Source organism: Actinacidiphila polyblastidii, assembly GCF_036353415.1.
Lineage (GTDB): Bacteria > Actinomycetota > Actinomycetes > Streptomycetales > Streptomycetaceae > Actinacidiphila > Actinacidiphila polyblastidii.
Genome location: NZ_JAZEWV010000033.1, coordinates 1 through 13491 on the forward strand (window position 1 = coordinate 1; position 13491 = coordinate 13491).

Annotated in this window: 11 protein-coding genes; 6 read left to right on the plus strand and 5 right to left on the minus strand. The window is 73.5% G+C overall.

From position 1 onward, the window contains the following. The first annotated feature begins 66 nt into the window (after nucleotides 1-66). The gene (locus V2S66_RS27440) at nucleotides 67-567 is read left to right on the plus strand and encodes a GNAT family N-acetyltransferase (protein ID WP_330799396.1); all 501 of its coding nucleotides are present in this window, start codon (nucleotides 67-69) and stop codon (nucleotides 565-567) included. On the opposite strand, the gene V2S66_RS27445 is transcribed toward V2S66_RS27440, so the two are convergent. After that, a complete protein-coding gene (locus tag V2S66_RS27445; protein WP_330799397.1) occupies nucleotides 527-1975 on the minus strand; it encodes an MFS transporter in 1449 nt (482 codons plus the stop codon). The two genes, V2S66_RS27440 and V2S66_RS27445, sit on opposite strands and share 41 nt — an antisense overlap. A 211-nt stretch (nucleotides 1976-2186) precedes the next feature. Here V2S66_RS27445 and V2S66_RS27450 point away from each other — a divergent pair, with 211 nt between their 5' ends. Beyond that, entirely contained in the window at nucleotides 2187-3248 is a 1062-nt protein-coding gene (locus V2S66_RS27450; protein WP_330799398.1) for a sigma-70 family RNA polymerase sigma factor, read from the plus strand. Nucleotides 3249-3254: 6 nt separating this feature from the next. Here V2S66_RS27450 and V2S66_RS27455 read toward each other — a convergent pair whose 3' ends face one another. Beyond that, entirely contained in the window at nucleotides 3255-4160 is a 906-nt protein-coding gene (locus V2S66_RS27455; protein ID WP_330799399.1) for a hypothetical protein, read from the minus strand. 58 nt (nucleotides 4161-4218) lie between these two features. Then, a complete protein-coding gene (locus V2S66_RS27460; protein WP_330799400.1) occupies nucleotides 4219-5211 on the minus strand; it encodes a hydroxyacid dehydrogenase in 993 nt (330 codons plus the stop codon). A 261-nt stretch (nucleotides 5212-5472) separates the two neighbouring features. Between V2S66_RS27460 and V2S66_RS27465 the strand changes: the two genes are divergently transcribed. From V2S66_RS27465 to V2S66_RS27480, 4 genes are all read left to right on the plus strand, one after another. Next, on the plus strand, nucleotides 5473-6462 hold the full coding sequence (locus tag V2S66_RS27465; RefSeq protein WP_413966495.1) for an ABC transporter permease: 990 nt from the start codon (nucleotides 5473-5475) through the stop codon (nucleotides 6460-6462). After that, a complete protein-coding gene (locus tag V2S66_RS27470; RefSeq protein ID WP_330799401.1) occupies nucleotides 6459-7352 on the plus strand; it encodes a carbohydrate ABC transporter permease in 894 nt (297 codons plus the stop codon). The genes V2S66_RS27465 and V2S66_RS27470 overlap by 4 nt, the downstream gene beginning before the upstream one ends. A gap of 48 nt (nucleotides 7353-7400) precedes the next feature. Continuing rightward, on the plus strand, nucleotides 7401-9047 hold the full coding sequence (locus tag V2S66_RS27475) for an extracellular solute-binding protein (RefSeq protein ID WP_330799402.1): 1647 nt from the start codon (nucleotides 7401-7403) through the stop codon (nucleotides 9045-9047). Between the two features lie 83 nt (nucleotides 9048-9130). After that, entirely contained in the window at nucleotides 9131-10243 is a 1113-nt protein-coding gene (locus V2S66_RS27480) for a LacI family DNA-binding transcriptional regulator (protein WP_330799403.1), read from the plus strand. Nucleotides 10244-10305: 62 nt separating this feature from the next. Here the strand turns inward: V2S66_RS27480 and V2S66_RS27485 are convergent, their stop codons facing one another. Both V2S66_RS27485 and V2S66_RS27490 read right to left on the minus strand, forming a co-directional pair. Then, entirely contained in the window at nucleotides 10306-12027 is a 1722-nt protein-coding gene (locus V2S66_RS27485; RefSeq protein ID WP_330799404.1) for a type VI secretion protein, read from the minus strand. A gap of 4 nt (nucleotides 12028-12031) precedes the next feature. After that, nucleotides 12032-13447 (minus strand): ATP-binding protein, encoded by a 1416-nt coding sequence (locus V2S66_RS27490; protein ID WP_330799459.1) that lies wholly within the window; start codon nucleotides 13445-13447, stop codon nucleotides 12032-12034. Nucleotides 13448-13491: the final 44 nt, after the last annotated feature.

The following is a 13491-nucleotide window of genomic DNA, read 5'->3' on the forward strand; positions in this document are numbered from 1 at the left end:
TTTAGAGGCCCGGGTCCCCCGATTAATTCGGGGGACCCGGGCCTTTCTGCGTTGTACGGTCGGGTCATGCGGTACGAGATACGGCCGGTGGCGCCGGCGGAGTGGGAGAGGAGCCGGGAGCTGCGGCTCAGCGCGCTCCAGGACCCGGTGGCGCCGGTGGCGTTCGCCCGGACCTACGCCGAGGAGTCGGCGATGAGCGACGACCAGTGGCGGCAGCGCTCCTCGGGGGTGGGCGCCCAGCAGTTCGTGGCGGTCGCCACCGACGTCCAGGAGTGGGTCGGCATGGTCGTGGTGGTGGTCGAGCGGCCTGACTACTACAGCGTCAACGCGGTGTATCTGCGGCCCCAGGTCCGCGGTTCCGGCGTTGCCGAGAAGCTGTTCGCGGCTGCCATCGCGTGGACCTGGGACCGTGCGGATCACCTGCATCTGTGGGTTCACGAGAAGAACCCGCGAGCGCAGTCCTTCTATCGCCGGCTGGGGTTCCTGCCGACCGGGAAGAGCATGGCGTCTCCGCTGGATGCGGGTCTCACCGAGTTCGAGTGGGCTCTGGCGCGCCGGCAGGGGTGACGGTGGGCGCGGGGGCGGGGCGGCGGCCCGGGAGGGCCCAGGCGGTCGCCGCACCGGCGAGGGCCATACCGCCGGCCACCGCGAAGGCGACGCGGACGCCCTTGCTGAAGTCGTCCGGGGAGAGGTACGAGCCCCGGGCGCTGAACGACGCGGACAGCACCGCGACGCCGAAGGCCCCGCCGAGCTGGCGCATGGTGCTGTAGGCGCCGGACGCCTTGCCGATGTCCTCGCGGGCGCCCGAGCTGATGACGGCCTTGGTGACCGCGGGGATGGCGAAGGTGAAGCCCACGCCGCCCAGCGCCATGGGCACCAGGAACTGCCAGTACGGGGCGTCGCCGGTGGCGATGATGGCGATCCAGCCCATGCCGACGGCCTGCAGCAGCATGCCGCCGAGGACCAGGGGCTTCTCGCCGAGCTTGTCGGCCAGCGCGCCGGAGCGCGTGGCCAGGAGCAGCGGAGGCAGGCCCCAGGGCAGCAGCCGCAGTCCGGCGGCGAGCGGGCCGTGGCCCAGGGCGACCTGCTGGTACTGGGTCATGAAGAAGATGGCGCCGGTCATGGTCGCGTTGAGCAGGAAGATGATCGTGTTGCCGGCGGAGAAGGCGCGGGAGCGGAACAGCCGCAGCGGGAGCATCGGGGCGCGGGCCACGGCCTCGCGCCGTAGGAACGCGGCGGTGAGGACGACGCCCGCACCGAGGGCGCCGAGCACCTCGGCGCTGCCCCAGCCGGCCGCGTCGGAGCGGACCAGCGCCCAGACCAGGCCGACGGCCGCGGGGGTGAAGAGCAGCAGACCGGGGATGTCGAGGGACGCGGCGGGGCCGCGGCTCTCCGGGATGTGCTTGAACACCAGGGGAATGGCGACGATACCCACCGGCACGTTGAGCCAGAAGATCCACTGCCAGGCCAGGCCCTGGGTGAGGGAGCCGCCGATGATCGGGCCGAGCGCGGCGGCGAGGCCGGTGACGCTGCCGAAGATGCCGAGGGCCCAGCCGCGGCGCTCCGGCGGGAAGGCGGCGTTGAGCAGGCCGAGAGCGAGCGGCATGACGGCGGCGGCGCCGATGCCCTGGACGGCGCGGGCGGCGACGAGCGCCCCGACGTTCGGAGCCAGGGCGCATGCCACGGAGGCGAGGGAGAAGAGGGCGAGCCCGATGGTGAACATCTGCCGGCGGCCGTAGCGGTCGCCGAGCCCGGCGGCCGTCATCAGCAGGACGGCGAAGCTGAGTGTGTAAGCGTTGACCGTCCATTCGAGGTCGGCCATGGAAGCGTGCAGATCGCGCTGGATCGCGGTGAGGGCCGTGGCCACGACGAGCATGTCGAGGATCACCATGAACGATCCGACGGCCGTCAGTGCCAGGACCCATCGCTGGGCGGTGGTCGCCTGCCCCGTGGGGGCCGGCTCGGTACTGGTCACGCTGGTTCCTCCTGAGCTCTGTTCGTGCTGACGGTGGTACGGACACCGCGAGTGGGGGAAACTGGGCGGAGGAAAAGACCGGCCGAGCGCCCAGTTCCTGGCTCGGCCGGTGTCTGTACAGACGCGGGAGCCGACGCTCCCACGGGACGGCGGGTCCCCGCGGGAAGCGCACGCCGCGGCCCCGGGGACGGACCGAACAACGGGGGCCGGTATGGAAGCGACACGGACCGAGGCACAGGACCCGGCGCGCACGGAGGAGACGCTGGTACGCGCCCGCGCGGGTGACGGTGAGGCATTCCGGCGGCTCACCGACCCGTACCGCACCGAGCTGCAAGTGCACTGCTACCGCATGGTGGGGTCCGTGCAGGACGCCGAGGACCTGTTGCAGGAGACGCTGCTCGCGGCGTGGCGGGGGCTGGGCGGGTACGAGGGGCGGGCCTCGGTGCGGACGTGGCTGTACCGGATCGCGACGAACCGCTGCCTGAACGCGCTGCGCGACGGTGCGCGGCGGCCGGCGGCCGTTCCGGGCCGCAACGGCAAGCCGCCGCTGCCGGAGGCGACGCGGGAGCGGGCCGAGCCGCTGTGGCTGGAGCCGTACCCGGACGCGCTGCTGGACGGGGTGCCGGACGGCGCGCCGGGGCCCGAGGCGCGGTACGAGATGCGGGAGTCGGTGTCGCTGGCGTTCATGGTGGCTCTGCAGCAGCTGCCGGCGACGCAGCGGGCGGTCCTGGTGCTGCGGGAGGTGCTGGGGTTCCGGGCGGCCGAGGTCGCGGAGATGCTGGCGACCAGCGAGAGCGCGGTGACCAGCGCGTTGAAGCGGGCGCGGGCCGCGGTGGCGGGGGAGCTGCCCGGGGCGGACCTGGAGGAGGCGCCGCTGCCGGGGTCCTCGCGGGAGCGGCGGATCGTGGACGGTTTCGCGCGCGCTTTCGAGCGCGGCGACGTCGACGCGGTGGTGGCGCTGCTCACCGACGACGCGTGGCTGACGATGCCGCCGGTGCCGCTGGAGTACCAGGGGATCGCGGCGGCCAGGAACTTCCTGTCGGCGGTGGCGATGCAGGAGGGACGCACCTTCGTGCTGCTGCCGACGCGGGCCAACGGCCAGCCGGCGTTCGCCACGTACGTCTGCGACCCGGAGGGGGCGCCGTACGCGCACGGGCTGCTGGTGCTGACGTTGCGCGGGGACCAGGTGTCGGCGGTGACGCGGTTCCCCGACACGAGGCTGCTGCCGGTGTTCGGCATGCCCCAGTCGCTGCACGGCGGGCGGGAGAGCTGAGCGGGTTCAGCCGGAGGCCAGGTCGGCCATGACGGTGCGGGCGGCGGCGATCAGCCGGGGCCCGTACTGGTCGAGGTTCGGCTGGGCGCCCATGCCGACGAGCGATCCGCCGGTGTCGCCCAGGCCGGGTGTGGCGGTGACGGTGCCCGACACGGCGAGGCCGATCTCGATGACGGCGCCGCCGTGCACCACTTTCAGCTGGAGTCTGGCCGGTTCCACCAGCAGCAGGTAGGCGTCGTCGCCGAGGCCGGGGACGTGGGTGACCTTGTCGGCGTGCAGGTGCGTGCCCAGGCCGATCGCGCGCTGGTCCTCGAACTCGGGGCGGGGGTCGGTCCTCTTGTGGAGTTCGACGTCGACCGTGACGAGCGAGGTGGCGGAGGCGCCCTGGGTGTCGGTGGCGTCGAGGGTGCCCGCGGTGCACTCGGCCCGGTCGAGCGCCGGGCCGTGGGAGAAGGTGGCCGGTTCGGTGTAGGTGCTGGACGGGGAGGCGCCGATGAGCGGGGCGAGCGCGCCGCGCGCGCACGGGCTGTAGGACAGCGTGTAGCCGTGCAGGTCGGGGGTGTCGCGGTGGGTGGGGTTCCAGACGGCGAGGGCGGCGGCCCACAGGGCGCAGCTGGCGGCGGTGGCGGTGAGCGCCCAGACCCAGTGCCGTGGCAGGTGGCGCGCCGGCGGCCCGTCGGCGCCGATCACCTCGCGGCCGGGGTCCTCCGCGCCGGGGTCGGCTGCGCCGTGCTTGTCCTCGCCGCGCTCGTCCGGGGCGGAACCGTCCGGGGCGGGGCCTCGCGCGCCGGTTCCCGCGGCGCGTCCGCCGCGTCGTCCGCCGCGGCTGCCGGCTCCGGGCGCGGTGCGCTGCGCCGGGATCGGCGCCGGCTCGATCTGCGATCCGCCGGTCATCTCGGGTTCGGATATCACGGCTGCGTCCCCCCGCCCCGCGCGGCATGGGGCCGCGTCCTCCGCTCAGTATGCGGATTCAGGCGATGCGCGCCAGATCGTCGGCGTGGACGGCGCCGCGCAGCGGCTCGCCCTGGATCCAGCGTGCGACCTCGTCGACGGCGTACGCGCCCAGGCGGCGTACTTCCGTGCCCTGGCAGCCGGCGATGTGCGGGGTGAGCAGGACGTTGCGCAGCCCGTAGAGGGGGTGGCCGGCGGGCAGCGGTTCGGGCTCGGTGACGTCGAGGTAGGCGTCGACGCGGCCGGCGGCGCACTCCAGGGTGAGGGCGTCGGTGTCGACGAGGCGGCCGCGGGCGGTGTTGATCACGGCGGCGCCGTCGGGCAGCAGCGCGAGCCGGCGGGCGTCGAGCAGGTGGTGGGTCTCGGGCAGGTCGGGGGCGTGCACGGTGACGATGTCGCTGCGGCGGCACAGGTCGTCGAGGTCGGTGGCCTCGACGCCGAGGGCGGCGGCCTCGTCCGCGCCGACGTAGGGGTCGGCGAGCAGCACCCGGAAGCCGGCGGGTGCGGCGAGCAGCCGGGCGATGACACCGCGGCCGATCCGGGAGGCGCCGATGACGCCGACGACCGCGCCGTCGGCGCCGCGCCGGTCGCCGTAGGTGGGCAGCACGCCGCGGCGGTAGGCGGCGCTGACGCCGAGGGTGCGGCGTGCGGCGAGCCAGACGGTGGCGAGGGTGAACTCGATGACGGGGGCCGCGTTGGCGTCCGCGGCGGAGGAGACGGCGATGCCGCGCTGCCAGACCTCGGGTCCGACGTGTCCCTTGACGGTGCCGGCGGCGTGGACGACGGCGGCGAGCCGGGGCGCGCGGTCGAGGGCGGCGGCGTCCAGTGGCGGGCAGCCCCAGCCGGTGAGCAGCAGGTCGGCGGTGGCGAGCCGGTCGCAGCCGTCCCAGTCGGTGACGGGCTCGGGGTGGACGTCCACGAGGGCGTCGAGCCGGGCGCGCAGCGGGGCGGGCAGGACGAGGTCCAGGATGTCCGGGCGCATCGCCAGCACCAGCTTCTGCCGCTCCGCCATGTCTGCCCCTCACTGCCGTCACCGCCGGCTGCCCTCGGTGGCTGTCACCAGGGGCTGCCGCCGGTGGCTGTAATCGGTTACTTCTCTCTGCACGGAGATTAGGTGGGCGTCTGCCCGGCGTCAACGCTCCCGCGCCCGTGTCCTGCGGCTCGCCGGGGGATTCGGGGGCTGAACGGATGGGGCTGTCGCCGCGCGAGGGGTTGACCTGTCGTAGTAACCGGTTTAGGTTCCGAGCCACCTTGGAGCGTCGAGGAGGACGCGATGGCGATTGCCCAACGGGACGCCACCCGCCGGACAGGTGCGGCGGGCGCGTCCGGAGATCCGACCGGGAAGGGCCGCGGCGGCCCCGGTTCGCGCAGCAAACGGTTTCGCCGGGACGCCGCTCTGCTGGCGATGATGCTGCCCGGCGTGGCGTACTTCCTGCTCTTCCACTACGGCGCGCTGGCCGGCAACGTCATCGCGTTCAAGGACTACGTGCCCTTCGACGGGCTGTGGGCCAGCCAGTGGGTGGGGCCGGCGAACTTCCAGGCGGTCCTGCGGGACTCCGCGTTCTGGCACGCGGTCGTCAACACCCTGTGGATAGCCCTGCTCCAGCTGGTCTTCTACTTCCCGGTGCCGATCGCGCTGGCGATGCTGCTGCACAGCCTGACCAGGGACTCGGTGCGGCGGTTCGTGCAGTCGGTGGCGTACCTGCCGCACTTCCTGTCCTGGGTGATCGTGGTCGCGGTCTTCCAGCAGGTGCTGGGCGAGACCGGACTGCTCAACCACGCGCTGGGCGACGCGCACCTGCACACCCTGGACGTCATCGGCAACCCGGCGGCGTTCAAGCCGCTGGTGGTCGCGCAGGTGATCTGGAAGGACTGCGGCTGGGGCACGATCATCTTCCTCGCCGCGCTCGCCCAGGTCGACGAGCAGAGCTACGAGGCCGCGGCGATCGACGGCGCGGGCCCCTGGCGGCGCTTCTGGCACGTGACGCTGCCCGCCATCCGCCCGATCGTCGTGCTGCTGCTGATCATGCGGCTCGGCGACATCCTCTCGGTCGGCTTCGAGCAGATGCTGCTGCAGCGCGACTCGGTGGGACCCGAGGCGGCGGAGATCATCGACACCCTGGTGTGGCAGCGCGGCCTGGTCCAGGGCGACTACGGGTACGCGGCGGCCGCCGGGCTGTTCAAGGGCGTGGTGGGCGCGCTGCTGGTGTTCGCCGCGAACAAGGTCGCGCACCGGCTCGGCGAGCAGGGGGTGTACCGGTGAGCGCGGCGGCCGGGCGCCCGGCCTGGCGGGAGAAGCCGCGGCCGGCCACGCAGGCGGCGAAGGCGGTCGCGCTGACCGTGGTGGTGCTGCTGGTGCTGGTGCCGTTCCTGATCATCGTCTCCACGTCGTTCGCGTCCAACCGCGAGGTGGTGGCGGGCGGCGGCTGGGTGCTGTGGCCGCAGCACCCGACGCTGCGCGCCTACCAGGAGATCCTCGACGGCGGAATCGTCGGGCACGCGCTGTGGGTGAGCGCGGGCGTGACGGTGGTCGGCACCGCGGCGAGCCTGGCCTGCACGATCGGGCTGGCGTACGCGCTCAGCCGGCGGGACCTGTTCGGCGGCAGGCCGATGCTGCTGCTGATCCTGTTCACCTTCCTCTTCCCGCCCGGCATGATCCCGAGCTTCCTGCTCGTCAAGAGCATGCACCTGCTGAACAGCTACTCCTCGCTGGTCGCGCCGTTCCTGGTCAACGTCTTCAACCTGGTGGTGCTGCGCGGCTTCTTCCAGTCGGTGCCGGAGGAGCTGCACGAGGCGGCCCGGCTGGACGGCGCGAGCGAGTGGCTGATCCTGCGCCGCATCGTGCTGCCGCTGTCCAAGGCGGCGCTGGCGGTGGTCGGCCTGTTCTACGCCGTCTCGTACTGGAACGCCTGGTTCTACGCGTCGATCTACCTCGACTCCGGCCACTGGCCGCTCCAGCAGGTGCTCCGCACGTACGTCATCAACGGCGCGCAGCTGGCGGACACCAGCACCGGGGACGCGAGCGCGGTGGCCGCTCCGCAGACGATCCAGATGGCGGTGCTGGTGGTGGCCACCGTGCCGATCCTGCTCGTCTACCCCTTCCTGCAGAAGTACTTCACCAAGGGCGTGCTCACCGGCGCCATCAAGAGCTGAGCCGGACCACCCGCCCAGCCGAACCACCCGACCCCGGAAAGGACCCCCGTGAGCACCTCGTCGTTCTCGCGGCGTACCCTCCTGCGCTCGATCGCCGCAGGTGGCGCCGCCGTCGCCGCACCGTCGCTGCTGACCGCCTGCTCCTCCGCGCCCCAGCACGACGTCAGCAACATCGGCAAGTCGCTGGCGCCGTGGCCCGCGTACGTGCCGTTCTCCGGTCCCGCGGCCGACCTGCCGGGCACCGCGGACGGCATCCAGCCGGGCTATCTGACGTACCCGGAGAAGCTGGTCGGCGCGGTCGCCGGCAAGCCCGGCAACGGCGAGACGATCAGGGTGATGACGATCACCTACGGCACGCCGCCCAAGCCCGCGTCGTCCAACCGGTTCTGGGCCGCGGTCAACGAGGCGCTGGGCGTGGACATCGAGTTCACGGTGGTCCCGGACTCCGACTACATGACCAAGATGGCCACCATGATGGCCGGCGACGACCTGCCGGACGTCATCAACCTCGGCGGCGGCCACACGCTGCCCCGCGAGGCCGAGTTCGTCGCGGCCAAGTGCACCGACCTGTCGGAGCACCTCGCGGGCGACGCGATCAAGCAGTACCCGAACCTGGCGAACCTGCCGCCGTACGTGTGGAAGGACATGGGCCACATCGGCGGCCGCTTCTACGGGGTCCCCGTGCAGCGTTCCGCGCCGGGCAACTGCCTGTGGATCAACAGCGACGTGTTCACCGCCGCCGGCATGGAGGACGGCTGGACCGCCGACGACTTCACCGCCGTCGCCAAGGCCGCCACCCACGGCAGGAAGTACGGCCTGGGCTCCTCCAACGCGCTGCTGTTCGGCGTGGACGTCCACACCCTGGCCTTCGGCGCGCCGCAGGAGTGGAAGCTCGACGGCGGCTCCTTCGTGCACGCCTGCACCACCGACGAGTACAAGGCGGCCCTGGAGTTCATGGCCAGGCTCCGGCAGGCGAACCTCTACCAGCCGAACGTGCTGGGCACCTCGACCGTCGACTGCAAGACCTCCTTCTACAACGGCACGGTCGCCTCGATGCCGGACGGCTTCGGCGCGCTGTCCACCAGCATCCCCAACATCAAGGGCGCGTTCACCCTGGACGCCGCCGTCCCCTACACCCCGTCCGGCGGCGCCAGGCCGGGCATGCAGCGGGCCAAGGGCGCCTGGGGCTACACCGTGCTGAAGAAGACCACGCCCGAGCGGGTCAAGCTGATCCTGCGGGTGCTGGACTACCTGGCCTCGCCGTTCGGCACCAAGGAGTACGAGCTCACCCACTTCGGCGTGGAGGGCGCCCACTTCACCCGCAACGGCACCGGCGACCCGATCCCCACCGCCCTCGGCCAGGTCGAGAACAACGTCAACCTGCCGTTCAAGTACGTGTGCGACGCGCCCCAGGTGCTCTACCTGCCCGGCCGGCCGGACGCCGTCACACGCAACCACGCCTGGCAGCTGAAGATCGCGCCCATGCTGGTCCGCAACCCGCGCTTCGGCCTCACCTCGGAGACCGACACCCGGGTCGGCGCCGACATCAACCAGCTGCGGGTCGACACCGTCGGCGCGATCGTCGCCGGCCGCAAGCCGCTCAGCGCCTGGGACGGCGTGGTGCGGCAGATGCGCGACCGCGGCCTGGACCGGATCGCCGAGGAGTACGGCAAGGCCTACGCGGCGGCCCACTGACCGCTGCCCGACACGCCGCCGCCCCGCACGGCAGCCACTACGCTGGGCGGCGGCGCGGTCGCGACGGACATGAGATGGCGGGAATGGCGGAGACTTCACCAGGGCCGGGCACCGGTCCTGCCACGGCCGGCGGCCGGCGGGTCACCATCCGCGACGTCGCCGACCGCGCGGGCGTCTCGGTGGCGACCGTCTCGCGGGTGCTGGCCGGCAACTACCCGACCTCCGCGGCCGCCCGCGCCAAGGTGCTGCGGGCCGTCAAGGACCTCGACTACGTCATCGACGGCCGCGCCCGCGCACTGGCCGGCACCGGGCCCAGGACCATCGCGGTCATCGTGCGCCGCGTCGACAGCCCCTTCTACGCCAACGTCGCCCAGGGCGTGGAGCAGGAGGCCGCCGCCCGCGGCCGGCTGTGCCTGGTGTGCAGCCACGGCGGCGACGAGGCCCGCGAGCTGGCGCTGGTGCAGATGATGCGCGAGCAGCGCGCGGAGTTCGTGGTGCTGGTCGGCGGCGCCGTCGAGGACGGGCCCTACCGGGCCCGGCTCACCGAGTACGCCCACGGCCTGGCCGCGGCCGGCTCCCGGCTGGTGCTCTGCGGCCGTCCCGTGCCCAGCCCCGACATGCCCGTCCTGGTCGTCGAGTACGACAACGAGGCGGGCGCCTACGCCGCGGTCAGCCACCTGCTGGCGGCCGGGCACCGCGACATCCTCTACCTGGGCACGATGCCCGGCTACTCGACCGTCGAGCCGCGGATCGCCGGCTACCGGCGGGCGCTGGCCGACCACGGCCTGCCGGCGTCCGCCGCCCGCGTCGAGGGGTTCGGCCTGGGCCGCGAGCACGGCTACGACGCGATGCGCCGGATCCTCGACGCGTGCGCGGGCCGGCCGCCGTTCACCGCGGTCTTCGCCGGCGACGACCAGGCGGCGGCCGGCGCCATGGCCGCGCTGCGCGAACGCGGCCTGCGCACCCCGCAGGACGTGTCCCTCGTCGGCTACAACAACGACTCCCTCGCCCAGGACCTCAACCCGCCGCTGACCACGGTCAACATCCCGGCGTACGAACTCGGCCGGGAGGCGGTGCGGTTCGCGCTCTCCGAAGCGGCCGCGTCGTCGGGCCCCGTGACGCAGAAACGCCGGATGCTGGGCACGCACACCGTGCTGCGCGAGTCGGTGGCGCGGCCGCCGGACCGCACGCGCTGACGGACCGGCACCGGCACCGGCTCCGGCACCCGCCGCGACCCCGGGAGCGACCCCGTGAGCGGTCAGTGCAGGCGGACCGCGTCCGGCACGGCCGGCGGTTCCTCGCCGAGCGCGAGGCGCAAGTCGGCGTGCTGCCAGACCGGCGCACCCCAGCGGGCCAGCGCCTGTTCGGGGGAGCGCAGCACCGCCAGCGTGGGCAGGCCCGCCGGATGGCCCTCGGCCAGCAGCTCGGGGAGGGCCGGCAGCGGGGCGAGCGCCGCCACGTCGTCCAGCACGAAGGTCATTGGTGGGTCGAGCCGACCGGAGGATGACCCTGCGGCGATGCCCCGGCCGTGCTCGACCACGCTGGAGAGGAGTGCGGTGAGCAGCGGCATCGCACCCGGACGGGTCCGCGGGTCCTCGACCCGCTCGCCCACCACGTAAAGCGTTCCCCGTTCCGAGGTGAATGACTCCCAGTCGAGGCCACCGGTCCTGCCGGGGCTGCACGCGTCACGGATGTGCACGGAGTTCAGCGGCTCGGTGATCCGCCGGATCAACCCCAGCGCGGCGTCACGCCGTTCGGGGTGCGCGTGCAGCACCGACTCCAGCTCGCCGCTCCAGCCGGAGACCGCCGCGGTGTCGGTGCGCAGGATCCGCACCGCCTCGCCCGCGGCCGTGCCGCCCGCCGCCCAGCGCTGGATCTGCCGGAACGGCAGCCCGCCCACCGCGGCCGCGTGCAGCCAGCAGCGCAGCAGCGTCGCCGCGGTGTCGTGCACGATCGCCTCGTCCGCGCGGTCGGTGCGCAGCGGGGCGAGCAGCGCGGCCGACCGGGCCCGCGCCGCCTGCGGCTCCGCGCAGCCCGAGTGCGGCGCCCAGCGCAGCCGCCCCGGCACGTCCAGCACGTGCGCGGGGTCGTAGACGTGCACCGGGCCGAGCTTGGCGCGGTTGCCGACCGTCTGGTGGTAGGTCTCGGGATCGGCGAGGGTGACCACCACGGGCCCGGCCGCGGCCAGCACCGCGGGCTGCACGATCCGCTTGCCCTTGTCGCCGCGGGGGTCGGCGAACAGGGCGTAGGTGCGGGTGACCTCGCCGTCGGCGAGCGCGGCGAGGAGCGGGTCGCCGCGGCCGACCGCCGCCGCCCGCACCTCGCCGGACCCGGTCGGCGGCGCGCCGGCGAACGCGGGCGGCAGCTGCGTGGTCGGCGGGTCCGCGGTGGTGAACGGCGTGGCCCGCGGCACCGTGCGGAACCAGGCGTCCAGGCTCCCGTCGTCCTCCCTCGCGGCGCCCGCCTCCCGCGGGTCCTCGCCGCCCGGCGCGTCCTGGTCGCCTCGCGGCTCCGACGCGCCGTACGGGTCCCGCCGGGGCCTCGGCGCCCTGGCGGGCGCGCCGCGCCGGCGGGGACGCGGCACCGACGAGACCGGCAGCTCCTCGAGCACCGGCGGCGCCGGCTTGCGCAGGCCCCGCGAGCGCAGCCGCGCCACCGCGTTCAGCGCCCACACCGCGACCACGGCCAGCACCATGAACTGGCCGACGAACACCCCCCAGAACATGCCGGAGCCCGGCAGCTCGCCGCGCGGCGCGCCCGGCCAGGCGGCGGCCACGTCGTGCGGCCGCTGCACCAGCGCGCGCATCGCCCGCGGCGTGCGGGTGAAGTGCACCGCGGACGGCCAGCCGCCGTGCGAGAGCAGCCCGGCGACGCCGGTCGCCGTCCACACCATCAGGGTCACGCCCAGCAGCAGCGCGATCAGCCCGACGACCAGGCCGTCCGGCAGACCGCCCGGCTGCTCCTTCCTGCGCCCGGCCACCCCGTCACGCCACCGCGTCGTCGGCCATTTGCTTGGCGAGCGCGACCTGGGCGGCGGCGTGCGCCTCGGCGCGGGCCTCCGCCTCCGCCTCGGCCTCCACTTCGGCCGCGTGGTCGAGCGAGGACTCCGTCATCGCGCGGTCGGTGAAGACCAGCGGCCGTTCCGCCTCGGTGATCAGGTGCTTGACGACCTGCACGTTGCCGTTGACGTCCCACACCGCGATGCCGGGGGTGAGCGTCGGGATGATCTCCACCGCCCAGCGCGGCAGCCCGAGCACCCGGCCGGTGGCTCTCGCCTCGTCGGCCTTCTGCGCGTAGATGGTGCGGGTCGAGGCCATCTTCAGGATCGCCGCGGCCTCCTTGGCCGCCGCCCCGTCGACCACGTCCGACAGGTGGTGCACCACCGCGACGAACGACAGGCCGAGCCGCCGGCCGAACTTCAGCAGCCGCTGGAACAGCTGCGCCACGAAAGGCGAGTTGATGATGTGCCAGGCCTCCTCGACCAGGAAGATCCGCTTGACGCGGTCCGGCCTGATCCAGGTGTGCTCCAGCCAGACCCCGACGATCGCCATCAGGATCGGCATCGCGATCGAGTTCCGGTCGATGTGCGACAGGTCGAAGACGATCAGCGGCGAGTCCAGGTCGATGCCGACGGTCGTCGGGCCGTCGAACATCCCGCGCAGGTCGCCGTCGACCAGCCGGTCGAGCACCAGCGCCACGTCGAGACCCCAGGCGCGGACGTCGTCCACCTCGACGTTCATGCCCTCGGTGGACTCCGCCAGCGGGTGCCGCAGCCGCTCCACGATGTCGGTCAGGATCGGCTGGCGTTCCGTCACCGTCTCCGCCACGTAGGCGTGCGCGATCTTGAGCGCGAAGCCGGACCGCTCGTCCAGGCCGCGGCCCATCGCCACCTCGATGATGGTCCGCAGCAGCGCCAGCTGCCCGGTCACGGTGATCGCCGGGTCCAGCGGGTTGAGCTTGATGCCGCCGTCCAGCGCCGCCGTCGGGTCCAGCCGGATCGGGGTCAGGCCCATCGCCTTGGCGATGAGGTTCCACTCGCCCGCGCCGTCCTCGCCCTGCGCGTCCAGCACCACGACCTGCCGGTCGCGGAACCGCAGCTGCCGCAGCACGTACGTCTTCTCCAGCGCCGACTTGCCGTTGCCCGACTCGCCGAGCACCAGCCAGTGCGGGGCCGGCAGCTGCTGGCCGTAGAGCTGGAAGGGGTCGTAGATGTAGCCCTTGCCCGAGTACACCTCGCGGCCGATGATCACCCCGGAGTCGCCCAGGCCGGGGGCGGCGGTCGGCAGGTAGACCGCCTGCGCCTGCCCGGTCGAGGTGCGCACCGGCAGCCGGGTGGTCTCCACACGCCCGAACAGGAAGCTGGTGAAGGCGTCCGTCATCGCGGCGAGAGGGTCCAGCATCGGCATGGCAGCGGCCTCCTTGGTCGAGCGGCGTGCGGCGTACG